Source organism: Streptomyces sp. D2-8 (genome assembly GCF_023184515.1).
In the GTDB taxonomy this organism is placed as follows: domain Bacteria; phylum Actinomycetota; class Actinomycetes; order Streptomycetales; family Streptomycetaceae; genus Streptomyces.
Window position 1 is genome coordinate 143,603 of the sequence record NZ_JAAHBP010000012.1, and the last position, 22,514, is coordinate 166,116.

Here is a 22,514-nt window from a genome sequence, read left to right on the forward strand (position 1 = left end):
GAGGGTGAGGACCATGGTGAGTCCGCCGCCGGGGGTGTCCTCGGCGTTCAGGGTGCCGCCCATCGCCTCGGCGAAGCCGCGCGCCACCGCGAGTCCCGGACCGACCCCCGCGCCGCGCGGGGCGCCGCCATGACGCTGGAGGGCTCGAAGATGTGCTCCTTGGCCTCGTCGGGGACGCCCGGCCCCCGGTCGACCGATCCGCTCGCGCGAGCCCCGGATCCTCGACACCCGGTGCTCGCCGCGGTACCGGGTGAGGTGGGCGTCGACCCGGTCGGCCACCCACAGCAGGGCCGGCTCGCGCAGGGCGGTCAGGTCGCCGGGGCGGAAGTAGTTCAGGGCGGCGTCGGCCTTGCCGGGCTGGTGGATGTTGCCGTGCGCCATCCGCCGCCGCAGCGCCTCCGGCGTCATCTCGACCAGCTCGACCTGGTCGGCCCGGCGCACCACCTCGTCCGGCCCGGTCTCCTGCTGCCGCACCCCGGTGATCGACTCGACGACGTCGCCGCGGTACTCCAGCTCCCTGCGCGGCACCTGCTCCAGGCCGTTCAGCAGCACCTCGGTGCGGGGCCGCCCATGGGGCTCGACGAAGGCCACCACGCGGTCCGTGCCGCGCTCGACCCGGCGGTGCGCCTCGGACAGCATCGCGTACGTCCTGCCGACGCCCGGCGCCGCGCCGAGGTGGATCCGAAGCTTGCCGCGTGCCATGGCTCCATTGTCTTCCCGTGGTCTGCCGACTGCGCAGCGTCGACCCTACGGCCGGAAAGGGCGGGATCCGGGTGCAGGCCACGACTCGGGACGCACTTTGACGGAACTCTGACGCGGGCCGGCCCGCGGGCGGCCTGGGCGCCGGGGTCCCCCGCAGGGTCAGCAGCCGCTCGCCCACGTCGGTGCCGTAGAGGTCCTGCGACGCCTTGTCCTCCACGAAGACGGAGATACCGACGGCGGCCTCCATCATCGACAGCTCCCCGTTCCCGTTGGAGTTCGAGCCGTTGATCTCGGCGGCCCTGGGCCAGGAGGAGCCGGCCCAGCCGGTCTGCAGGGGCGCGTTGCTCGCCTTGCGGGCGTGCCGTTCGCATAGGCGGGAGGGGCTTCCGTTCTCATGGATGAATAGACCAATGGGCCGTCAGGGTTCCGCGCACGACAAAGGGCCGCACCCCCGGTGGGGTGCGGCCCTGGCGTCTCTGCGTACTCAGCGGACCTCGGTGATCTCCGGTCCGCGCTGGAGCTGGCCCATTCCGCCGGCGAAACGGGAGCCCTCCTCCTGCTGCACGCCCTCGGGGACCATCTGGGCGTCGTTCGGCAGCTTCAGAACGATCGGGTCGCGGGGCGCCATCGGGCCCTCGCCGCGGACCACGACCGTGTCCCGGAAGATCTGCTCGAGCAGCCCGGCGGCCTGCGGCTGCACCGCACCCTGGCCCGAGATGACCCCGCGCAGGAACCAACGGGGGCCGTCCACACCGACGAACCGCACGACCTGGAAGCCGCCGGTGCCGTCCGGCAGCTGTACGGGCACCTGGGCGCGCAGCTCCCAGCCCAGCGGCCCCTCGACCTCGTCGACGATGCCGCCCTGCTGGGTGATGCCGGTACCGATCTCCTCGCGCACCTCGCCCCAGATGCCCTCGCGCTTGGGCGCTGCGAAGCCCTGCAGCTGGATGGCGCTGTCGCGCAGCACGACCGTCGCCGCCACGATCGCGTCGCCCGCGACCTCGACCCTCAGCTCCATGCCGTCGACGCCCGGCACGAACAGACCGCCCAGGTCGACCCGGCCTTCGCCCGGGTCCCGGACCTCCGAGTCGTCCCAGGGCCCGTCGGGGCGCGGCGCAGGCTCGAGCCTCAGGCGCTCGCGCTCGTCGTCCGCCTCAGTGTCGACACCGTCGACGACCTGCTCGGCCTCGCCGGCCGCGTCCTCGGCGGCATCCCTCTTCTTGCGACGTCCGAACACGTCACTGTCCTTCCCGGTCGGATACGACCGAAGCGTATCGATTCCCACCCGCCTGACCGCCCAGGGCGGCCTGACCGCTTGTGCCGTTCGTCCCGTCCACCGCGGCATGGCCTCCGGTGGACCCGAAGCCCCCCTCGGCCCGCGCGGAGCCGGGAAGTTCCGCCACCTCCTGGAAGCGGACCCTCTCGACCTGCTGGACTACCAGTTGGGCAATCCGGTCGAATCGCTCGAACCGCACGGCCTCGCGCGGGTCGAGATTCACCACGATCACCTTGATCTCCCCACGGTACCCGGCATCAACCGTCCCCGGGGCATTCACCAGGGCGACGCCGCAGCGGGCGGCCAGACCGGATCGCGGGTGCACGAAGGCCGCGTACCCCTCCGGCAGCGCCACAGACACTCCCGTGGGCAGCACGGCCCGCTCGCCCGGCTCCAGTTGGCACGCCTCGGTGGTGCGCAGATCAGCCCCGGCGTCACCGGGCTGCGCATACGACGGAAGCGGTACGTCCGGATCAACGCGCCGGATCAGCACGTCCAGCGGCTGCCGGCTCACGGGGCTCGTGGGAGTCATGGGGCTCTCCGGGCTCACGGGGCTGGTGAGGCTGTTGGGACTGTCGGGCAGCACGGGACGGGCTGTGCTCACGGGTTCACCTCGAAGGCGCGGGCGCGCCGGACCTGGTCCGGGTCGTTCATGGCGGCCTGGATCTCCTCCCGGCGGCCGTGGTCGACGAAGTGGTCGACCTTCACCTCGACGAAGAGCGCGTCCGCGCGCACGGCGACGGGCCCGTCGAGGCCGCCGACGCGTCCGGTCGCGGTGGAGTAGATCTTCCGCCCGGCCACCGCCGTCACCTCCGCCTCCAGGTACAGCGTGGTGCCGACGGGCACGGGCCGTACGAAGTCGGTCTCGAGCCGCCCGGTCACCGCGATCGTGCGCAGCAGCCAGTTCAGCGAGCCGAGGGTCTCGTCCAGGGCGGAGGTGAGCACGCCACCGTGCGCGAGGCCGGGGGCGCCCTGGTGGGCGGGCTGCACGGTGAACTCGGCGGTGAGCGACACGCCCTCACCGGCCCGCGCCTCCAGGTGCAGCCCGTGCGGCTGGTCGCCGCCACAGCCGAAACACTGGCCGTAGTGCGCGCCGAGGAGCTCACCGGGCGCGGGCGCGTCCGGGTGTCGCACCGGTTGCACGGCATCGACCGGAGGCTGAAGAGCTGCGGAAGTACGACTCACAGCCGGAGACCTTACCCGCGCGTCGGCCCCTTCCCGACACCGTGTCAAGCTTGGCCCCATGCAGCTCTCCGCCGCCCCCTACGAAGAACGCCTCACCGCCCCGCGGAGCTGGTGGCTGATCTCGTTCCTCGTGGGCGTTTCCATGGCCCTGATCCTGCTCCCGTTCGGCACGCTGCCGACGCTCGGCGGCCTGGCCGGGGGCACCGCGGTCGCGGCCGTCGCCGCGAGCTCGTACGGCTCGGTCCGCATCCGCGTCGTGGGCGACTCCCTGATCGCGGGCGAGGCGAAGATCCCGCTGGCGGCACTGGGCGACGCGGAGGTGCTGGACGCGGAGGGGGCCCGCGCCTGGCGCACCTACAAGGCCGATACGCGCGCCTTCCTCCTGCTGCGTGCATACATCCCCACCGCTCTGCGCGTGGAGGTCACGGACCCGGAGGACCCGACTCCGTACCTGTACCTGTCCACGCGCGAGCCGGAGCGCCTGGCGGAGGCCCTGCGGACGGCGAAGCCGGCGTAGCACACCTGCGCGGGGCATCACCCGGCCGCTGTTTGACGGGCCGGTTGTTCGACGGGCCGGTCTCAGCGCCCGTCGCCGTGCTGACGGCCGTGTCCGCCGTCGGGCCGGTGGCCCTGGTGACGGCCCAGGGGGTCGCTGGTGATCTCGCCCATCTCCAGGGCGTCCGCCGGACGTTCCAGGGCGGGGAGCGCCTCCAGGGCTTCCCAGGACACCTGGATCTTGCGCAGGTCCTTCCGGATCCGGCCGGCGAGCCTTCTCGTCTCGCCGCGGTTCATCACCGCCCCCACGGCGGCGCCCACCAGGAACGGCATCAGGTTCGGCATGCTGCGGACCATCCGCTTCATGATCCGCTGCCGCAGTTCGCGCTTCATGCGGCTGTTCAGCGCCACGCTGAGGGTCGACGGCTTGGACGCGTCGACCCCGCGCTCGCCCGACCACGAGTCGAGGTACGCGGTGCTGCGCTGCTTGAGGTTGCCGGGCGGCCGGACGCCGTAGACCTCGTGGAGTTCGGCGATCAGCTTCAGCTCGATCACCGCGACGCCGGTGACCTCGGCGGCCAGTTCCGTCGGCATCGCCGGGGGCACGGGGAGCATCGCGGCCGCGCCGATACCCGCGCCGACCGTCGCCGTCGCGTTCGCGGCGCCCGCCACGAGCTTGTCCGCGATTTCCTCGGGCCCGAGGCCCGGGAACTGCCTGCGCAGCGTCGCCAGGTCCCGCACGGGGACGCGCGGGGCCAGTTCGATGATCCGGTCGGCGAGGTAGGAGAGGCCGGCCCGGGCCCGGTCGCCGCCTTTGCGGGCGCCTTCCCTGGCCCGCTCCCGGATCGTCCCCGCCCGCCGTCTCGCGACGGGTGCGGGGACGTCCACGGACGCCGGGAGGTCACCCCGGTCCGCTGTCGGTTCGAGCGAGGCCGCCCCCGTATCGGTTGAGCCTCGCTCGTCGTCACGCGCGCCGTACTGCGGGCCGTCCATCGGCCCTTCGTCCGCTTCCCTCCGGGAGAAGCGGCGCTTCCAGGGAGGGGTCGAGCCAGTCACGGCCGACCCGTCCTCAGTCGCAGTCGCGGCAGATCGGCTGACCGTTCTTCTCCCGGGCCAGCTGGCTGCGGTGGTGCACCAGGAAGCAGCTCATGCAGGTGAACTCGTCCTGCTGCTTCGGGAGCACCCGGACGGCCAGTTCCTCGTTCGAGAGGTCCGCTCCGGGCAGCTCGAGGCCCTCTGCGGCCTCGAACTCGTCGACGTCCACGGCGGAGGCCGACTTGTCGTTCCTCCGAGCCTTAAGCTCTTCGAGGCTGTCCGAGTCGACGTCGTCGTCGGTCTTGCGTGGAGTGTCGTAATCGGTTGCCATGGTCGCTCTCCCCCTCTGGGTGTCTGCGGTGTCTCCAGCGCACGTAACGCGTGAGAGGCCGGACTTGTGCCCGACCTGAGGCGGAGATTTTGCCTCACATCAAGGTCTGTTACTCAATCGACACCCAACCGGACCCCTCATGAGTGATCGGCTTGGATGGCGATGGGGACCGTACACGGTCCGTATGCCGCACGCCAAAGGCGTCTCACCGTGTACTTCCCGTGATCAAGACCCCCGAAAACCGGGATTTTCCCGGCTTTCCGACAGCGTGCATGATCACGGAGAGTAGATGGCCGGAAAGGCGTCCCTGTGATCGATCACACACGGTGCACGCGCGGTGCAGCTTCAGAAATTCCGCGCAAAGCGAACATCCCCGTGTGCCGCCGAGTTGATCGGCGACATGATCTCAGATCGGCAGCGTGACGCGCATGACGAGCCCACCCCCCTCACGCGGCTGGGCGTAGATGTGCCCGCCGTGCGCCCGGGCCACGGACCGGACGATGGAGAGCCCGAGCCCGACACCCTTGTCGCTGCCCGTCCGCTCCGTGCGCAACCGCCGGAACGGCTCGAAGAGGTTGTCGATCTCGTACGCCGGCACGACCGGGCCCGTGTTGGAGACGACCAGGACCGCCTGGCCGTGCTGCACGTCGGTGGTGACCTCGACCCAGCCGCCCTCCGCCACGTTGTAGCGCACGGCGTTCTGCACCAGGTTGAGCGCGATCCGCTCCAGCAGCACGCCATTGCCCTGGATGACCGCGGGCTTCTGCTCGCCGCGGATCCGTACGCCCTTGCCCTCGGCCTCGCCGTGCACCTGGTCGATGGCCTGCGAGGCGACCTCGGCGAGGTCCACGGGCCCCCGCTCGACGACCTGGTTGTCGCTGCGGGCGAGCAGCAGCAGGCCCTCGACGAGCTGCTCGCTGCGCTCGTTGGTGGCCAGCAGCGTCTTGCCGAGCTGCTGGAGCTCCATGGGCGCCTGCGGGTCGGACAGGTGCACCTCGAGGAGCGTGCGGTTGATCGCCAGCGGCGTTCTCAGTTCGTGCGAGGCGTTGCCGACGAAGCGCTGCTGGGCCGTGAAGGCCCGCTGCAGCCGCTCCAGCATGTCGTCGAAGGTGTCCGCCAGCTCCTTCAGCTCGTCGTCCGGGCCGTCCAGCTCGATCCGGCGGGACAGGTCGGAGCCCGCCACCGCGCGGGCGGTGCGGGTGATCCGGCCCAGCGGCGACAGGACCCGGCCGGCCATCGCGTAGCCGAAGGCGAAGGCGATGACCGCCAGACCCAGCAGGGCCAGGAGCGAGCGGCTGAGCAGACTGTCCAGGGCGTGCCGGCGCTGCTCGTTGACGCAACTGTTCATGGCGTCGTTGAACTCGCTGGGCGAGGCCTGGCCGGGCAGGTTGCAGATGTCGCTGGTGACCTTGCCCTCGACGATCTTGAACGGCAGGTCGCTGCCCACGTTCAGGGCCTGGGCGGCCAGCAGGTAGATGATCGACAGCAGCAGGATGCCGGCGATCAGGAACATGCCGCCGTAGAGCAGCGTGAGCCGTATGCGGATGGTCGGGCGCAGCCACGGGAAGGGCGGCACGGGCCTTCTGGGGTCCCAGGTGGGCTTGGGAGGCGCATGCGGGGGCGCGGGAGTCGCTGCCACGGGGTATCAGATCCGGTAGCCGGAGCCGGGGACGGTGACGATGACCGGCGGCTCGCCGAGCTTGCGGCGCAGGGTCATGACCGTCACGCGCACGACGTTCGTGAACGGGTCCGTGTTCTCGTCCCAGGCCTTCTCCAGGAGCTGCTCCGCCGAGACGACGGCGCCCTCGCTGCGCATCAGCACCTCCAGGACCGCGAACTCCTTGGGCGCGAGCTGGACCTCCTTGCCGTCGCGGAAGACCTCGCGGCGGTTGGGGTCGAGCTTGATCCCGGCGCGCTCCAGGACGGGCGGCAGGGGCACGCTGGTACGCCGGCCCAGGGCGCGCACCCGCGCGATCAGCTCACTGAACGCGAACGGCTTGGGCAGGTAGTCGTCGGCGCCGATCTCCAGCCCTTCGACCCGGTCGCTGACGTCGCCGGAGGCCGTCAGCATCAGCACGCGCGTGGGCATGCCCAGTTCGACGATCTTGCGGCAGACGTCGTCGCCGTGCACGAACGGGAGGTCGCGGTCGAGGACGACCACGTCGTAGTCGTTGACGCCGATGCGCTCCAGGGCGGCCGCACCGTCGTACACGACGTCGACGGCCATGGCCTCCCGGCGCAGTCCGGTGGCCACCGCATCGGCGAGCAGTTGCTCGTCCTCGACGACGAGTACGCGCACGTTCCTGGTCCTTCCTCATGTCCACCCGCGTAGCCCTTCACCGGGCGCACGCGGGCAGGGGTCTTCGACGGTGCCTTGGTGTGTTGCCCTCCATCCTGCCCTTTTCGGCCATAAGTCGGAGGTAAGGCGGGTGGGAGGGCGGGGGCCCGAGGGGGAATACGAGATTTTCTCCTCCGGTTAGGTTTCCACGAAAGGGAGCTTGGGGAGGACGGCTTTACATCCCACGATCACGCTCTGCTGGCGCCGCACCACCATGCGGTGCGCAACAATCCGCTTTTCCGCAGGGCGGGCGTGGGTGTCCGGCACCGTCGCCGCCCAGCCGAGCGGCGCTGGGCATCCACATGCGGCGTGATCGTCCCTTCCGAACGGCACACCCCCGTGCCAACGACCCACGACCCAGGACGAGGGGGCGCAGCATGGACGCATTCACCGCAGGACTTCTGCAGCGCATAAGGGCGACCGAGTCCGATCTGTCCCGGGCTCGCGACGAGGGCGACGAGTTCCTCGTCGATGTGGAGCAGGGCGAGCTCGACGACCTGCGCCGTCTCGCCGCCGAGCACGGTGTGCAGGTCGGCGCGACGCGCGTCTGATCAGGCCGTACGAAAGCGGGCCCCGGCGAATCCAGCGCCGGGGCCCGCTTCGTTGCCGTAGGGGTGCGTTCACCTGGTGTTCGGCACGCCGTCGGCCTTCGCAGGGCGGCTCCGGCCCCCCTCAGTCGTGCCAGGCTCCGAAGTCCTCCAGGAGGCGCTGGAGGGGCTCGAAGACGCCGGGGGTACCCGCCACTGCCAGATCGCCTGACGGGCCCTTACCGGGGCGTCCACCGGTCAGCGCGCCCGCCTCCCGGGCGATCAGGTCCCCCGCCGCGAGGTCCCAGGGGTGCAGGCCGCGCTCGTAGTAGCCGTCGAGGCGTCCCGCGGCCACGTCGCACAGGTCGACCGCGGCCGAGCCGCCGCGCCGGATGTCGCGCAGCAGGGGGATCAGCCGCTGGGCCACATCGGCCTGGTGGGCGCGGACCTCGGCGACGTAGTTGAAGCCCGTGGAGACCAGCGCCTGGTCCAGGGGCGGCGCGGGGCGGCAGGCCAGCCCGCGCTCGCCGTCCCAGGTGCCGGTGGCCCAGGCACCCCGGCCGCGCACGGCATGGAACGTCTCGCCGCGCATCGGTGCCGTGACGACTCCGACGACGGTCTCGCCGTCCTGCTCGGCGGCGATGGAGACGGCCCAGGTCGGCAGCCCGTAAAGGTAGTTCACCGTGCCGTCGAGCGGGTCGATCACCCAGCGGACGCCGCTCGTGCCCTCCGAGGCGGCACCCTCCTCGCCGAGGACGCCGTCGTCCGGGCGGCGCTCGGCGATCAGGCCCGTGATCAGCTTCTCGGCCGCGATGTCCATCTCGGTGACGACGTCGATCGGGCTGGACTTGGTCGCGGCGACCGCGAGGTCGGCCGGGCGCCCGTCCCGCAGCAGCGCGCCGGCGCGGCGGGCGGCCTCCTGGGCGAGTTCGAGCAGGTCCGTGTGCAGGGGGTCGGTCACGGTGCTCCTCACGCGTAGGTGCTGTCGGCGCCCGCGGCGGCGGGCCGGGGGGCGCGGGCGGGGCAGCAGCCGACCGGGCAGAGGTTGTGGCTCGCCCCGAGGGCGCCCAGGGCGCACGGCGTGACGTCCTGCCCGCGCTCGACGGCGGCGCGCTCCACGACGAGCTCGCGGATCGCCGCGGCGAACCTCGGATCGGCGCCGACGGTGGCAGACCGCCGCATCGGCAGCCCGAGCTCCTCGGCCCGGGCCCTGGCCTCCGTGTCGAGGTCGTAGAGGACCTCCATGTGGTCGGAGACGAAGCCGATGGGGGCGATGACGACGGCCGGGACGCCGGCCGCGTGCCGCTCGTCGAGGTGATCGCAGATGTCGGGCTCCAGCCACGGGATGTGCGGGGCGCCGGAGCGGGACTGGTAGACGAGCTGCCACGGGTGGTCGACGCCGGTGCGCTCCCCGACGGCGTCGGCGATCTGCTGCGCCACGTCCAGGTGCTGCTTCACATAGGCTCCACCGTCGCCGTGCTCCTCGACCGGGCCGGAGGTGTCGGCGGAGGCCGTCGGGATCGAGTGCGTCGAGAAGGCGAGGTGCGCCCCGTCCCGGACGTCCTCGGGAAGCTCGGCGAGGGACTGGAGCACCCCGTCGATCATGGGCTCCAGGAAGCCCGGGTGGTTGAAGTAGTGCCGCAGCTTGTCGACCTTCGGCAGCTCCAGCCCCTCGGTCTCCAGGGCCGCGAGCGCGTCGGCGAGGTTCTCGCGGTACTGGCGGCAGCCCGAGTACGAGGCGTAGGCGCTGGTGGCGAGGACCAGGATGCGGCGGCGGCCGTCGCGAACCATCTCGCGCAGCGTGTCCGTCAGGTACGGCGCCCAGTTGCGGTTGCCCCAGTAGACCGGCAGGTCCAGGCCGTGGTCGGCGAAGTCCTTGCGCAGAGCGTCGAGCAGGGCGCGGTTCTGGTCGTTGATCGGGCTGACCCCGCCGAAGAGGAAGTAGTGCTGCCCGACTTCCTTGAGGCGTTCCTTGGGGATGCCGCGCCCACGCGTCACGTTCTCCAGGAACGGGACCACGTCGTCCGGGCCTTCCGGGCCGCCGAACGAGAGCAGGAGCAGGGCGTCGTAGGGGCTGACATCGCGCGCGTCTGGCATGAGTCGATCCTGCCACCCTGCACTGACAGCCGGGAAACGGCGGGGTGGCGCCCGCGCGGCACGCGGGCCCGGGGGTGCTCCGGGGCTGGGCCGGACGGGTGCATCGGGGTGCCCCGAGCCGTAAGCTGTGTCGACTGCGTTCGCAGCTTACTGAGCCCTTCGGAGACCCCGTGCCCAGCCCCTACCGCGCCCTGTTCGCAGCACCCGGCTCCAAGGGTTTCTCCGCTGCGGGCTTCCTCGGTCGGATGCCGCTGTCGATGATGGGCATCGGCGTGGTCACGATGGTCTCCCAGCTCACCGGGCGGTACGGGCTGGCCGGTGGCCTGTCGGCGACCATCGCGCTGGCCGCCGCGGTGGCCGGACCCCAGGTCTCGCGCCTGGTGGACCAGTACGGGCAGCGGCGGGTGCTGCGCCCGGCCACGCTGATCTCGCTCACGGCGGCGGCGGTCCTGCTGTTCGCCGCGCACTACGGGTGGCCGGACTGGGTGCTGTTCGTGGCCTGCGCCGGCATCGGCTGCGTGCCGAGCGTGGGCGCGATGATCCGGGCTCGCTGGGCGGCGCTGTACCGGGGCACCCCGCGGCTGCACACCGCGTACTCCTTCGAGTCCGTGGTGGACGAGGTGTGCTTCATCTTCGGGCCGATCATCTCCATCGGCCTGTCCACGGCCTGGTTCCCGGAGGCCGGCCCGCTGCTCGCCGCCTGCTTCCTGGCCGTCGGCGTGTTCTGGCTGACCGCGCAGCGCGCCACCGAACCCGAGCCGCACCCGCGCGAGCGCAAGGGCGGCGGCAGCGCGATGCGCGCGGCGGGGCTCCGGGTCCTGGTGGCCACCTTCGTCGCCACCGGGGCGATCTTCGGGGCGGTCGACGTGGTCACCGTGGCCTTCGCCGACGAGGAGGGGCACAAGGCCGCAGCGAGCGTCGTCCTCGCCCTGTACGCGGCAGGTTCCTGTGTGGCGGGCATGATCTTCGGGCTGCTGCACTTCGCCGGAGCACCGGAACGTCGATGGCTGCTGGGCGTATGTGCCATGGCCGTGAGTATGATCCCCCTCCTACTGGTCGGAAACTTGCCGTTTCTGGCCGTGGCGCTGTTCGTTGCGGGTCTGTCCATCGCTCCCACGATGATCACGACGATGTCCCTCATCGAAGAGCACGTACCACGCGCGCAGCTCACCGAAGGAATGACCTGGGTGAGCACCGGGCTCGCGGTGGGAGTCGCACTCGGCTCCGCCGCGGCCGGCTGGGTGATCGACGCGGCCGGGGCGCGTGCCGGGTACGGGGTTCCGGCGGTGGCCGGGGCCGCCGCGGTCGCGGTGGGTTTCCTCGGGTTCCGCCGGCTCAAGCGACCGGCACCGGGTCGGGGAGGCTCCGTTGAGCAGCACAGCGAACGGAAAGAACGGCACGTGGCGTAACTGGGGCGGCAACGTCTCGGCACGTCCCGCGCGAGAGGTCACCCCTGCCTCCGTCGACGAGCTGGCCGCCGCCGTGCGGCGGGCCGCCGAGGACGGTCTGAAGGTGAAGGCCGTCGGCGCCGGGCACTCCTTCACGTCCATAGCCGCGACGGACGGCGTGTTGATCCGCCCTCAACTGTTGACCGGCATACGCAGCATTGATCGCGAGAACATGACGGTCACGGTGGAGGCCGGCACCCCGCTCAAGAGGCTCAACATGGCCCTCGCACGCGAGGGCCTGTCGCTCACGAACATGGGCGACATCATGGAGCAGACGGTCTCCGGAGCCACCAGTACCGGCACGCACGGCACGGGCCGCGACTCCGGTTCGATCGCCGCCCAGATCCGGGGCCTGGAACTGGTCACCGCGGACGGCTCGGTCCTCAGCTGCTCCGAGAAGGACAACCCGGAGGTGTTCGCGGCGGCCCGCCTGGGCCTCGGCGCGCTGGGCATCGTCACCGCGATCACGTTCGCCGTCGAGCCGGTCTTCCTGCTCACGGCCCGCGAGGAACCGATGCCGTTCGACCGGGTCCTCGCGGACTTCGAGGAACTCTGGGCCGAGAACGAGCACTTCGAGTTCTACTGGTTCCCGCACACCGGCAGCACCAACACCAAGCGCAACAACCGCAGCGCGGGCCCGGAGAAGCCCGTGCCGCAGCTCCAGAGCTGGTTCGAGGACGAGTTCCTCTCCAACGGCGTCTTCCAGGTGGCCAACTGGGTCGGCCGCGCGGTGCCCGCCACGATCCCCGCGATCGCCCAGATCTCCAGCAAGGCCCTGTCCGCGCGGACCTACACGGACATCCCTTACAAGGTCTTCACGTCCCCGCGCCGGGTGCGCTTCGTGGAGATGGAGTACGCCGTTCCGCGCGCGGCCGTCGTCGAGGCGCTGCGCGAGCTGAAGACGATGGTCGACCGTTCCGGACTCAGGGTCAGCTTCCCGATCGAGGTGCGCACCGCCCCGGCCGACGACATCACGCTGTCCACCGCCTCCGGCCGGGACAGCGCGTACATCGCCGTCCACATGTTCCAGGGCACGCCCTACCAGCGGTACTTCACGGCCGCCGAGCGCATCTTCACCGCCCACGAAGGCCGTCCGCACTGGGGCAAAGTCCACACGCGGGACGCCGAGTACTTCTCCCGGGTGTATCCGCGCTTCGGCGAGTTCACGGCGCTGCGGGATCGTCTCGATCCTGATCGGCGGTTCCAGAACGACTACTTGCGGCGGGTTCTGGGAGCGTAGGCGAAGCACTGGGGGCGGTGCTGCCGGCCTCCTCGCTCCCGGTGGCGTTCGGGGTCGGGGTCGGGCTGGGCGTCGCAGCGCCGCTCTCGCCGGTGGAGGGCGGGGGTGGTCTCGCCCTGCGGTGCACCGGACGGGCCGGTCGCAGGAGCGTCGGCGGCGCCGGAGTCGTCCGGGCTGCCGGAGTCGGGGGTACCGGAACCGGATGCCCCGGACGTCCCCGAGCCGCCCGAACCACCAGGGCCCGGCGAGGTGGTGCCGCCGGCCTGGCGGCCACGGCGGTCGCGTCCCGGAGCTGCTCTCCGGTGCGCTTGAAGAAGTGCTGGAAGAGCCTGCCGCCGCAGGTGGCGACCACACTGACGACGCCGGCGCCGAGGATCGTGCCGTACACCCCGAAGCAGGACGCCGGTTCGGCGGCCGGGACCGCCGCCACGGCACCTTTCACGCATCCCCGGACCTTGCCTGCCTTTCCCGTACACGGTCGTTCAACTGCACAAGAAGGGGACGTGCGACCGAAACCCTTAGTTCCGATTCAGGCGATTACGTGAAGTTCCCCACGTTCAAGATCGCGAATCGGGGGCAAGGGGCGGCCAAGCCCCACGACTTGCCAGAAGTTGGACGGCGCGCCAATCCACGCACGTGGCCCAAATGGAGTACTGTTGCGAGCCCTGGGTCCGGTCTCCCGTCAGGGTGTACAGGGCCTTTAAGGACCGCCGGGAGGGGGCTAGTTGCACAGGGTGACAGAGTTCGTCACTTAGCGTTGCGAATAGGTAACCGTGCCATAACGGCGATCCAGGGCCCGCGCCCGACACGCCGGGCAACTCGGCAAGGTTGTGGCAGGCTGCACCCGGGCAGGCCACACTCGACTAGCGGAAGCAGCGACGCACGTGACGTCGGCAGGCACCACCCGGGAGGTCCCCATGCCCGAACTGCGTGTCGTGGCCGTCTCGAATGACGGCACACGGCTGGTGCTGAAGGCTGCCGACTCTACGGAGTACACCCTTCCGATCGACGAACGCCTGCGCGCCGCCGTGCGCGGCGACCGTCCCCGTCTCGGCCAGATCGAGATCGAGGTCGAGAGCCACCTCCGCCCCCGCGACATCCAGGCGCGTATACGTGCAGGCGCGACCGCGGAAGAGGTCGCGCAGATGGCCGGCATCCCCGTCGACCGGGTGCGCCGCTTCGAGGGCCCCGTGCTCGCGGAGCGTGCCTTCATGGCGGAGCGGGCCCGCAAGACCCCGGTCCGCCGCCCCGGCGAGAACTCCGGTCCGCCCCTGGGTGAGGCCGTGCAGGAGCGGCTGCTGGTGCGCGGCGCCGACAAGGACACCGTCCAGTGGGACTCGTGGCGTCGCGACGACGGCACGTGGGAGGTCCTGCTGGTCTACCGCGTCGCGGGTGAGCCGCACTCGGCGAGCTGGACGTACGACCCGCCCCGGCGGCTCGTCCAGGCCGTCGACGACGAGGCGCGCTCCCTGATCGGCGAGTCCGACGACCTGGCAGCGCCCGAGCCCAGCTTCCCGTTCGTCCCCCGGATCGCCCGGCTGCCGCGCGACAGACCGCTGGACCGCCCCGAGCGGCCCAGCCTGCCCGCGCAGGCGTCCGAACCGATCGAGGAGACCACGGGCGAGCGTGACTCGCTGACCAGCCTGCTCGAAGCGGTGCCGAGCTTCCGCGGCGACCTGGTGGTTCCGGAACTCCCCCCGGCGGAGCCCGAGGAGGAGCCCGTCGTCGCCGAGGTCGAGGAGGAGGAGCCCCCGGCCCCCGCGGCCTCGGCCGGTTCCGCCTACGCGGACGTCCTCATGCCGCGATCCGTGGGCAGCCACCGCGACCGGCTCATCGGGGCCACCGACCGCCAGGCCGAGGCGGACGGCGTCCGCCCGGGCCGCAGAGCGGCCGTCCCGAGCTGGGACGAGATCGTCTTCGGGACGCGGCGCAAGAAGCAGGAGTAGCCGAGTCGGCTGTCGAACGACGAGGGCCGCGCCGTCCGGGCGCGGCCCTCTCTTCGCATCAGGTCACTGCGGGTCCGGACCCACGGCGACCGGCCGGCCCGGGTCCGAGGACCACTCCGACCACGACCCCACGTACAGCTCGGCCTCGATGCCCGCGGCCGCCAGCGCCAGGACCTCGTGGGCGGCGGAGACCCCCGACCCGCAGTACACGCCGACCCGCGTCCCCTCGGTCACGCCAAGTCCCTCGAAGCGCGCCCGCAGTTCCCCGGCGGGAAGGAAGCGCCCGTCGGCCGCCACGTTCTCCGTGGTGGGCGCCGACACCGCACCGGGGACGTGCCCGGGCACCGGGTCGATCGGCTCCACCTCGCCCCGGTACCGCTCCCCCGCCCGTGCGTCCAGCAACACCCCGGACCGGGCCAGCGCCGCGGCGGCATCCGCGTCGAGCAGCCCCGTCGCCCGCGGCTCGGGCACGAAGGCACCCTCCGCCGGAGCCGGCACGGACTTCTCCAACGCCCCCTCCCAGGACGGCAACCCACCGTCGAGGACTCGCACGTCAGGGTGACCCGTCCAGCGCAGCAGCCACCACGCCCGGGCCGCCGCCCATCCCTGGCCGCCGTCGTAGACGACCACCGGGGTCCCGGCCGACACGCCCGCCCGGCGCATCACGGCACCGAAGCGCGCGAGGTCGGGCAGCGGATGCCTGCCCGCCTTGCCCGGCGCGGAGGCCAACTCCCGGTCCAGGTCGACGTAGACGGCACCGGGGAGGTGCCCTGCCTCGTAGGCGGCCCGGCCGTCGAACGGCGGCTCGCCGGCCGCCTTGGCCGTGGTGAGCTGCCAGCGGACGTCGAGCAGGACCGGCGGGTGGGCGCCCGTGAGGTCCTTCGCCAGGTCGGATGCGGAGATGATGGCGTTCATGGTCCCCATCCTCGCGCACGGGGGTGGCCGAGCCGTCCGTGTCCGGCTACTCTGCTCGGCCGGAGCGGAGCGATCACACGGCGTGCGGGAACAAGCACATGCTGTACAGCTGAACGACACGTGCCGATAAGCGCGCCGCGAGGGACAGGGGCCCGCACATCGGGCATTCTCCCGGACACCGGAACAAGGGACGCCCCACAAGGCCGCCCCACCAGGCTGCGGAGAGCACGGCCACCGCGAGGCCGAGAAGAGAGTGACGATGACCGACGCACGGGGGTCCACCGGCCCGAACGGCGACACACCCGCTCGGCACGCGCCCGGCGCACCCTGCTGGGTGAGCCTGATGGTGCACGGCCCGGACGCGACCGAGGAGTTCTACGGAGCGCTGTTCGGCTGGGAGTTCCAGCCGGGCCCCCAGCAGCTCGGCCCGTATGTGCGCGCGCTGCTCGACGGGCGCGAGGTGGCCGGCATCGGCCGGCTGCCGCCGGACCGCCATCTCCCCATCGCGTGGACGCCCTACTTCGCCTCGGGGAACGTGGACCTGACGGCCGAGACGGTGCGCAGCCGCGGCGGCACGATCGGCGTGGGTCCGCTGGACGCCGCCGACGCCGGCCGGCTGGCGATCGGCTCCGACCCCTCGGGCGCGGTCTTCGGCATCTGGCAGGCCGCCGCGCACCTCGGCACCGCCGTCTCGGGCGTTCCCGGCACCCCCGCCTGGAACGAGCTGCTGACCTTCGAGTCGGCGAGCGTCGCCAAGTTCTACCGGACGGTGTTCGGCTACGAGGAGGAGCCGGTGGTCTCCGCCGACTTCGACTACGTGACCCTGAACCTCGCCGGCGAACCCGTCGCCGGCATCCACGGTCTGGGGCACGCCCTGCCCCGCGACCGGGGACCGCACTGGGTCACGTACTTCCAGGTCGCCGACGTCGACGACGCTCTGGATCATCTCGTCCACCTGGGCGGGCATGTCCTCAAGCCGGTGCACGACACCGCCCACGGGCGGGTGGCGAGGGTCGCGGATCCGGAAGGGGCGCGGTTCGCGCTGCTGCAACGGCCGAACTGACGGCCACAGAGCCGGACGCAGGTCAGCCGGACGTCACCGGCAGCACGTCCGGGGACAGGGCCGCCGCGTGGGACGTCGCCGCGGTCATCCGGCGGCGGTGGTGGCGGCGGCACAGGACCTCGTACCCGACCTCGTCGGCGGAGTGGGTGACGTCGCCGACGACCACCTGGGCGCCCTCGACGACCATCACCCCGCCTACCGTGCGGGCGTTGTGCGTGGCGCGGGCTCCGCACCAGCACAGGGCCTCGACCTGGAGCACCTCGACCCGGTCGGCCAGTTCCACCAGCCGCTGCGAGCCGGGGAACAGTTTGGAGCGGAAGTCCGTCGTGATGCCGAAGGCGTAGACGTCCAGGCTCAGGTCGTCGACCACACGCGCGAGTTGGTCGATCTGCTCCGGCGCGAGGAACTGCGCCTCGTCGGCGATCACGTAGTCCGCGCGGCCGCCCTGCGAGAGGTGGTCGACGAGGTAGCCGTAGAGGTCCTGCCCGTCGCCGACCTCCACCGCGTCCGTGACGAGGCCGAGGCGCGAGGACAGCTTGCCCTCGCCGGCGCGGTCGTCGCGCGAGAAGATCATGCCCTGCAGACCGCGCGCCGAGCGGTTGTGCTCGATCTGGAGAGCCAGCGTCGACTTCCCGCAGTCCATCGTTCCGCAGAAGAACACCAGCTCGGGCATGTGGAGTTGAGCACCTTTCGGCGTGAGAGGTCGGGGTGGGGCTGTGTCAGGAGCGTACTTCGAGCAGGGGGACCAGCTGCTCGGCGGGGGTCATCGAGCCGTGGTTGCCGACCATCGCCGACTCCTTCGGCTCCCGCTCGGAGGCGATGAGCAGGACGTCGTCCCGCGCGGCCGCGACCACGTCACCGATCCTGCCGTACACCCGTTCGTCGATCTGCGGGCCGAACCAGCCCGCCGCGATGGCCTCGTCGCGTGAGGCCACCCAGAACTGCTCGCCGAGCACCTCGCGCCAGCAGGTCAGGACGTCGTTGGCCGCGCCGGGCACCGCGTAGACATGGCGGGCGCGGCCCTCGCCGCCGAGCAGGGCGACGCCGGCGCTCAGTTCCCAGTCCTCGTCGAAGTCGATGCGGTGCTGCTCGTCGAAGGCCACGTCGATCATGCCGTGGTCGGCGGTGACGTAGAGCGCGCTGCGCGGGGGCAGTTGCTCGGCCAGGCGCTGGACCAGGCGGTCGGCGTACATGAGCTGACCGCGCCAGGCGTCGGAGTCGACGCCGAAGCGGTGGCCGGCGCCGTCGACCTCGGCGAAGTACGTGTACACCAGTGAGCGGTCACCCGCGGCCAGTTGCTCGGCCGCCAGGCCGACGCGGTCCTCGCCCGACAGCCGCCCGAGGAACTTTCCCCCGCTGAGCGCGACCTTGGTCAGCGGGGTGTTCTCGAAGGTCGGGGACGACACCTGCGCGGCGTGCACCCCGGCAGCGTGCGCCAGCTGGAAGACCGTGGGGTACGGCTGCCAGGGGCGGGGCGGGGTCCACGGCTGCCAGCGCAGCTGGTTCATCAGCTCGCCGGTGTCCGGGTTGCGGACGGTGTAGCCGGGCAGGCCGTGCGCGCCGGGCGGCAGGCCGGTGCCGACGGAGGCGAGGGAGGTCGCCGTGGTCGCCGGGTAGCCGGCGGTGAGCGGACGCCCGGTGCCGCCGCGGGAGGTGGCGAGCAGGGACGTCATGAAGGGGGCGTCCTCGGGGTGCGCCCTCAGTTGCTCCCAGCCGAGGCCGTCGATCAGGAACACGCAGTTCCGGTCGGCGGGGGTCAGCTCGGTGATCGTGGCGCTCATGTCCGGTACGCCCAGGCCGGCGGCCAGGGTGGGCAGGAGGTCGGCGAGCGATCCGCTGCCGTACTCGGGGACGGGCGCGGAGGCGACAGCGAGCGGTTCGGGGTGGTGGTCCCAGGCCGTCTTGGGCTGTGCCATCAGCGGGTCGTGTCCGCGGTCGCCTCGGAGAGGGCCTGCGCGAACGCGAGCGCCTCGCGCACGGTCTCCGGTCCGTCCCCGGCCTCGCTGACGCGCAGGCTGAGGTCGTCCGCCGTCGAATTGCCGGTGTAGCCGTGGTCCGCCTCGCAATTGGGGTCGCCGCAGGCGGCGGGCTCCAGGTCGATGCGGGAGACGGCACCCCAGCCGATGGTGAGGACGACCTCGCGGGGCAGGGTCCCCGGCTTGTAGGACTCGGGGTTGGCGACCACGCGGCTGACCACGATCGACGAGATGCGGCCGATCTTCACGGACTCCGTCGACGTCGTGGCGTACGGCGTCGGGGAGGTGCTGTCGGCGGCCTGCTCGTCGGTGTGGCTGACGATGAAGCGGTTGTCCGTGAGGACGAGCACCGTCACGTGCCGCCGCACCTCGTTCTGGTCGAACGTCGTCTCCTGGTGGACCAGGTACGACCGGATGGGCTCGCCGCCCACGGCGGCCTCCACCGCCTCGGCCACGAGGGCCGGGTAGTAGCCGCTGCGTTCGATCGCCGACCGCAGCCCCTGGGTCGTCGTACTGGTCTTGGCCATGACGCCCATCCTACGGGGGACCACTGGCTGCGAGGGACAGCTCGCCCCCTGTCAGTACGCGGGGAGGGTCCGCGGGCCGAGGTCGTCGCGGGCGGGCGGGGTCGCGAGGCGGACGGAGGCGCCGAGGACGCTCAGGCCGTGCGAGGCGACGACGACCGGCTCCAGGGTGACCGCGACGACCTCGGGGTGGTCGTCGACCAGCCGGGACACCCGCAGCAGCAGCTCCTCCAGGGCGCGGGTGTCGGCCGGTGCGGAGCCGCGCCAGCCGAACAGCAGGGGGGCGGTGCGGATCGAGCGCACCAGCGAGGTCGCCTCCCGGTCGGTGACCGGGATCAGCCGGTGCGCGGTGTCCCCGAGCAGCTGCGAGGCGGCCCCGGCGAGCCCGAAGGAGAGCACGGCCCCGGCCGCGGGGTCGATGACGGCCCGTACGACGACGTCCACGCCGCGCGGCGCCATCCGCTGCACCACCGGTCGCAGCTCCTCCGGCGCGCCGAACAGCTCGTTCAACTCGGCGTACGACCGGCGCAGTTGTTCCTCGTCCGCGAGGTCGAGGCGGACGCCGCCGAGGTCGGCGCGGTGCCTGAGGTGCGGGGCGGTGGCCTTGAGCGCCACGGGGTAGCCGAGGGTGCGGGCGGCTTCGGCGGCGGCCTCGGGGGTCGGGGCGGGCAGGGCGCGGTGGACCTGGACGCCGTAGTGGCCGAGGAGGTCGCAGGTCTCGTCCGTGCCGAGCGTGAGTCCCTGCCCGCGCGCGAGGAGGCCGTCGATCAGCGCGGCGGCGCCCCTCTCGTCGATGTCCTCGTACTCGGGCACCTTGCCGGGGTCGGCGGCGTCGCGCCGCCACTGCGCGTAGGCGACAGCCTGGCCGAGGGCGCGGACGGCGCGCTCGGCGGCGGGGTAGGCGGGGATGAGGTGGGCACCTTCGGGGGCCTCGGTGGCGGGGAGGCGTTCTTCGACGGATGCCGGGCTGGGGGTGTTTTGCGGCAGGTTGTCCGAACCTGCCTGTGGGGCCGTGCTCGCCGCCGCCGACAGGGCCTGCGCCAGGCCGCCGAGCTCCACGTGGACCACCAGGACCGGCTTTGCCGGGGCCGCCGCCGATGCCGAGCGCAGGGCCTCGGCGAGGGCCGCGTCGCCGACCGAGCCCTCCCCCACCGCCGGTATGGCGGTGACGACGACCGCGTCACACCGGTCGTCGGCCAGGGCACGGGACAGGGCGGCGTGGAAGTCCGCCGCGGAGGCCGCGGTGGTCAGGTCCCGCGGGGGGTGCGGCCGCAGGCCCTCGGCGAGGCACGCGTCGTACGTGAGCAGGCCGAGCGACTCGGAGTTGCCCAGGATCGCCACCCTGGGGCCGGCGGGCAGGGGCTGGCGGGCGAGCAGCAGGCCCGCGTCCACCAGCTCGGTGATGGTGTCGACGCGGATGACGCCGGCCTGGCGCAGCAGCGCCGAGACGGTGGCGTGCGGCAGCCGGGTCGCTCGTACGGCGTGCCCCTGGGGAGCGGCGCCGTGCCGCGCGCCCTGGACGACGACCAGGGGCTTGGCCGCGGCGGTCCGGCGGGCGAGGCGGGTGAACTTGCGGGGGTTGCCGATGGACTCCAGGTACATGAGGACGACATCGGTGTCGGGGTCCTCGTACCAGTACTGCAGGACATCGTTTCCGGAGACGTCGGCGCGGTTGCCGGAGGAGACGAAGGTGGAGACGCCGGTCACACCCGTGACGCCGCCACCGCGCCGGTGCAGCCGGGACAGCAGGGCGATGCCGATGGCGCCGGACTGGGCGAACAAGCCGATCCGGCCCGGGCGCGGCACCTCGGGGGCGAGGGAGGCGTTGAGCCGTACCCGCGGGGAGGTGTTGATGATGCCGAAGGCGTTCGGGCCGATGATCCGCATGCCGTACGTGCGCGCCTGCCGCACGAGTGCGCGCTGGCGTTCGCGCCCCTCGGGGCCGCTCTCGGCGTACCCGGCGGACACCACGACCAGCCCCTGCACGCCGTGTTCGCCGCACTCGGTGACGACGTCGGGGACATGCTCGGCCGGCACGGCGACCACGGCGAGGTCGACCGGGCCGTCGATGTCCCGCACCGAGCGGCGCGCGGGCACCCCGTCGAGCTCCTTCTGCCCCTCCGGGAGGGCCCTGTTCACGGCGTACAGACGGCCGGTGAACCCGGCGTCCCGGATGTTGCCGAGAACGCTGCGGCCCACGCCGCCGGGGGTGCGGCCGGCGCCGATGACCGCGACCGAGCCGGGGGCGAGCAGCCGCTGCACGGAGCGCGCCTCGGCACGGTGTTCGCGCGCGTACTGCACAGCGAGGGAGCGGTCGGTGGGTTCGAGGTCGAACTCCAGACGGACGACGCCGTCCTCGAAGCTGCGCTTCTGGGTGTAGCCGGCGTCCGTGAACACCTTGATCATCTTGGTGTTGGCGGGCAGCACCTCGGCGGCGAAGCGGCGGATGCCGCGCTCGCGGGCGACGGCGCCGATGTGTTCGAGCAGGGCGGAGGCGACCCCGCGGCCCTGGTGGGCGTCCTGCACGAGGAAGGCGACCTCGGCCTCGTCGGCGGGTGCGGACGCGGGCGTTCCGTCCGCGCCGATCCGGTCGTAGCGTACGGTGGCGATGAACTCGCCGCCGACTGTGGCCGCGAGTCCCACCCGGTCCACAAAGTCGTGGTGCGTGAAGCGGTGGACGTCCTTGGCGGACAGGCGAGGGTACGGCGCGAAGAAGCGGTAGTACTTCGACTCGTCGGAGACCTGCTCGTAGAAGCTGACCAGGCGATCGGCGTCATCAACGGTGATGGGCCGGATGCGCGCGGTACCCCCGTCGCGCAGCACCACGTCGGCTTCCCAGTGGGCGGGATACTCATGCCGGTCCGGCGAGGTCTGCATGGGCCCCAGAGTACGGCTAGCGTCCGACAGCGGCGCGAGGCAGTCTGTGGAGGGCGTCAGTCGGGTCGAGGCCGCGATCCGACGGCACCCCCGGAGTGGAACGCGAGGACCGCTCCGGGTCAGCTTCACGATATGGGAAACTGGTCTAGACAACCCTGAACACCGAAGGGCAGCAACACATGGCTGAGCGCCGCGTCAACGTCGGCTGGGCCGAGGGCCTCCACGCCCGCCCCGCCTCCATCTTCGTCCGAGCCGCCACGGCCGCAGGCGTCCCGGTGACGATCGCCAAGGCAGACGGCAACCCCGTCAACGCGGCCTCCATGCTGGCCGTCCTGGGCCTCGGCGCCCAGGGTGGCGAGGAGATCGTCCTCGCCTCCGACGCCGAGGGCGCGGACGCCGCCCTGGACCGGCTGGCGAAGCTGGTCTCCGAGGGTCTCGAAGAACTGCCCGAGACCGTCTGATTTCCCCGCGCGCCCGACCCGGCGCACACCGAAGGGCTCGTCCGAATTCACCGGGCGAGCCCTTCGCCATTCCCGGCC

Annotated in this window: 21 protein-coding genes and 1 pseudogene; 7 read left to right on the top strand and 15 right to left on the bottom strand. The window is 72.1% G+C overall.

The features are described 5' to 3' along the window. Positions 1-33 precede the first annotated feature (33 nt). The 4 genes and pseudogenes from G3I77_RS21945 to G3I77_RS21960 form a co-directional block, all read right to left on the bottom strand. Positions 34-702: pseudogene (locus G3I77_RS21945) on the bottom strand (histidine kinase); the annotation flags it as partial. Between the two features lie 484 nt (positions 703-1,186). Next, positions 1,187-1,939, bottom strand: a complete 753-nt coding sequence (locus G3I77_RS21950; protein ID WP_031106683.1) for a DUF3710 domain-containing protein — start codon at positions 1,937-1,939, stop codon at positions 1,187-1,189. A gap of 1 nt (position 1,940) precedes the next feature. Next, the gene (gene dut, locus G3I77_RS21955; RefSeq protein ID WP_248506537.1) at positions 1,941-2,510 is read right to left on the bottom strand and encodes a dUTP diphosphatase; all 570 of its coding nucleotides are present in this window, start codon (positions 2,508-2,510) and stop codon (positions 1,941-1,943) included. Between the two features lie 68 nt (positions 2,511-2,578). Continuing rightward, positions 2,579-3,163, bottom strand: coding sequence for a PaaI family thioesterase (locus tag G3I77_RS21960; protein WP_248506316.1), 585 nt, complete (start codon positions 3,161-3,163; stop codon positions 2,579-2,581). A gap of 58 nt (positions 3,164-3,221) precedes the next feature. On the opposite strand from G3I77_RS21960, the gene G3I77_RS21965 reads away from it, so the two are divergent. Then, positions 3,222-3,680, top strand: coding sequence for a DUF3093 domain-containing protein (locus tag G3I77_RS21965; protein ID WP_248506317.1), 459 nt, complete (start codon positions 3,222-3,224; stop codon positions 3,678-3,680). A 62-nt stretch (positions 3,681-3,742) separates the two neighbouring features. On the opposite strand, the gene G3I77_RS21970 is transcribed toward G3I77_RS21965, so the two are convergent. The 4 genes from G3I77_RS21970 to G3I77_RS21985 all read right to left on the bottom strand — a co-directional run bounded on the left by G3I77_RS21970 (position 3,743) and on the right by G3I77_RS21985 (position 7,323). Then, positions 3,743-4,714 (bottom strand): hypothetical protein, encoded by a 972-nt coding sequence (locus tag G3I77_RS21970; RefSeq protein WP_248506318.1) that lies wholly within the window; start codon positions 4,712-4,714, stop codon positions 3,743-3,745. A gap of 13 nt (positions 4,715-4,727) precedes the next feature. After that, positions 4,728-5,024, bottom strand: coding sequence for a DUF4193 domain-containing protein (locus G3I77_RS21975; protein WP_003993510.1), 297 nt, complete (start codon positions 5,022-5,024; stop codon positions 4,728-4,730). A gap of 406 nt (positions 5,025-5,430) precedes the next feature. After that, complete coding sequence (locus tag G3I77_RS21980) at positions 5,431-6,663, bottom strand: HAMP domain-containing sensor histidine kinase (protein WP_248506334.1); 1,233 nt, start codon at positions 6,661-6,663, stop codon at positions 5,431-5,433. Between the two features lie 6 nt (positions 6,664-6,669). Further along, positions 6,670-7,323, bottom strand: coding sequence for a response regulator transcription factor (locus tag G3I77_RS21985; protein WP_248506337.1), 654 nt, complete (start codon positions 7,321-7,323; stop codon positions 6,670-6,672). Between the two features lie 416 nt (positions 7,324-7,739). Here G3I77_RS21985 and G3I77_RS21990 point away from each other — a divergent pair, with 416 nt between their 5' ends. Continuing rightward, positions 7,740-7,913 (top strand): hypothetical protein, encoded by a 174-nt coding sequence (locus G3I77_RS21990; RefSeq protein WP_248506339.1) that lies wholly within the window; start codon positions 7,740-7,742, stop codon positions 7,911-7,913. A gap of 121 nt (positions 7,914-8,034) precedes the next feature. Here the strand turns inward: G3I77_RS21990 and G3I77_RS21995 are convergent, their stop codons facing one another. Both G3I77_RS21995 and G3I77_RS22000 read right to left on the bottom strand, forming a co-directional pair. Next, the gene (locus tag G3I77_RS21995; protein WP_248506341.1) at positions 8,035-8,850 is read right to left on the bottom strand and encodes an inositol monophosphatase family protein; all 816 of its coding nucleotides are present in this window, start codon (positions 8,848-8,850) and stop codon (positions 8,035-8,037) included. An 8-nt stretch (positions 8,851-8,858) separates the two neighbouring features. Next, a complete protein-coding gene (locus tag G3I77_RS22000; RefSeq protein WP_248506343.1) occupies positions 8,859-9,986 on the bottom strand; it encodes a ferrochelatase in 1,128 nt (375 codons plus the stop codon). A 170-nt stretch (positions 9,987-10,156) separates the two neighbouring features. On the opposite strand from G3I77_RS22000, the gene G3I77_RS22005 reads away from it, so the two are divergent. The 3 genes from G3I77_RS22005 (at position 10,157) to sepH (ending at position 14,620) form a co-directional block, all read left to right on the top strand. Further along, complete coding sequence (locus G3I77_RS22005) at positions 10,157-11,395, top strand: MFS transporter (protein ID WP_248506345.1); 1,239 nt, start codon at positions 10,157-10,159, stop codon at positions 11,393-11,395. Beyond that, complete coding sequence (locus G3I77_RS22010; RefSeq protein ID WP_248506347.1) at positions 11,355-12,674, top strand: D-arabinono-1,4-lactone oxidase; 1,320 nt, start codon at positions 11,355-11,357, stop codon at positions 12,672-12,674. The genes G3I77_RS22005 and G3I77_RS22010 overlap by 41 nt, the downstream gene beginning before the upstream one ends. Positions 12,675-13,591: 917 nt before the next feature. Continuing rightward, positions 13,592-14,620: a septation protein SepH gene (gene sepH, locus G3I77_RS22015; protein ID WP_248506349.1), complete on the top strand. Its 1,029-nt coding sequence runs from the start codon at positions 13,592-13,594 to the stop codon at positions 14,618-14,620. 63 nt (positions 14,621-14,683) lie between these two features. On the opposite strand, the gene G3I77_RS22020 is transcribed toward sepH, so the two are convergent. Continuing rightward, positions 14,684-15,535: a sulfurtransferase gene (locus G3I77_RS22020; RefSeq protein ID WP_248506351.1), complete on the bottom strand. Its 852-nt coding sequence runs from the start codon at positions 15,533-15,535 to the stop codon at positions 14,684-14,686. 259 nt (positions 15,536-15,794) lie between these two features. On the opposite strand from G3I77_RS22020, the gene G3I77_RS22025 reads away from it, so the two are divergent. Further along, the gene (locus tag G3I77_RS22025) at positions 15,795-16,598 is read left to right on the top strand and encodes a VOC family protein (RefSeq protein WP_248506353.1); all 804 of its coding nucleotides are present in this window, start codon (positions 15,795-15,797) and stop codon (positions 16,596-16,598) included. A gap of 22 nt (positions 16,599-16,620) precedes the next feature. Here the strand turns inward: G3I77_RS22025 and G3I77_RS22030 are convergent, their stop codons facing one another. The 4 genes from G3I77_RS22030 to G3I77_RS22045 are packed head-to-tail and all read right to left on the bottom strand — an operon-like array spanning position 16,621 to position 21,975. Further along, complete coding sequence (locus tag G3I77_RS22030; protein ID WP_248506355.1) at positions 16,621-17,271, bottom strand: thymidine kinase; 651 nt, start codon at positions 17,269-17,271, stop codon at positions 16,621-16,623. Between the two features lie 46 nt (positions 17,272-17,317). Then, positions 17,318-18,514, bottom strand: coding sequence for an alkaline phosphatase family protein (locus G3I77_RS22035; RefSeq protein WP_248506357.1), 1,197 nt, complete (start codon positions 18,512-18,514; stop codon positions 17,318-17,320). After that, positions 18,514-19,101 carry a DUF5998 family protein gene (locus G3I77_RS22040; RefSeq protein WP_248506359.1) on the bottom strand — a complete coding sequence of 196 codons (588 nt, stop codon included), beginning with the start codon at positions 19,099-19,101 and terminating at the stop codon, positions 18,514-18,516. Before G3I77_RS22040 ends, G3I77_RS22035 begins: the two co-directional genes overlap by 1 nt. 51 nt (positions 19,102-19,152) lie before the next feature. Continuing rightward, a complete protein-coding gene (locus tag G3I77_RS22045; protein WP_248506361.1) occupies positions 19,153-21,975 on the bottom strand; it encodes a bifunctional GNAT family N-acetyltransferase/acetate--CoA ligase family protein in 2,823 nt (940 codons plus the stop codon). 179 nt (positions 21,976-22,154) lie between these two features. On the opposite strand from G3I77_RS22045, the gene G3I77_RS22050 reads away from it, so the two are divergent. Continuing rightward, positions 22,155-22,436: an HPr family phosphocarrier protein gene (locus G3I77_RS22050; RefSeq protein WP_003993478.1), complete on the top strand. Its 282-nt coding sequence runs from the start codon at positions 22,155-22,157 to the stop codon at positions 22,434-22,436. The last annotated feature ends 78 nt before the right edge of the window (positions 22,437-22,514 follow it).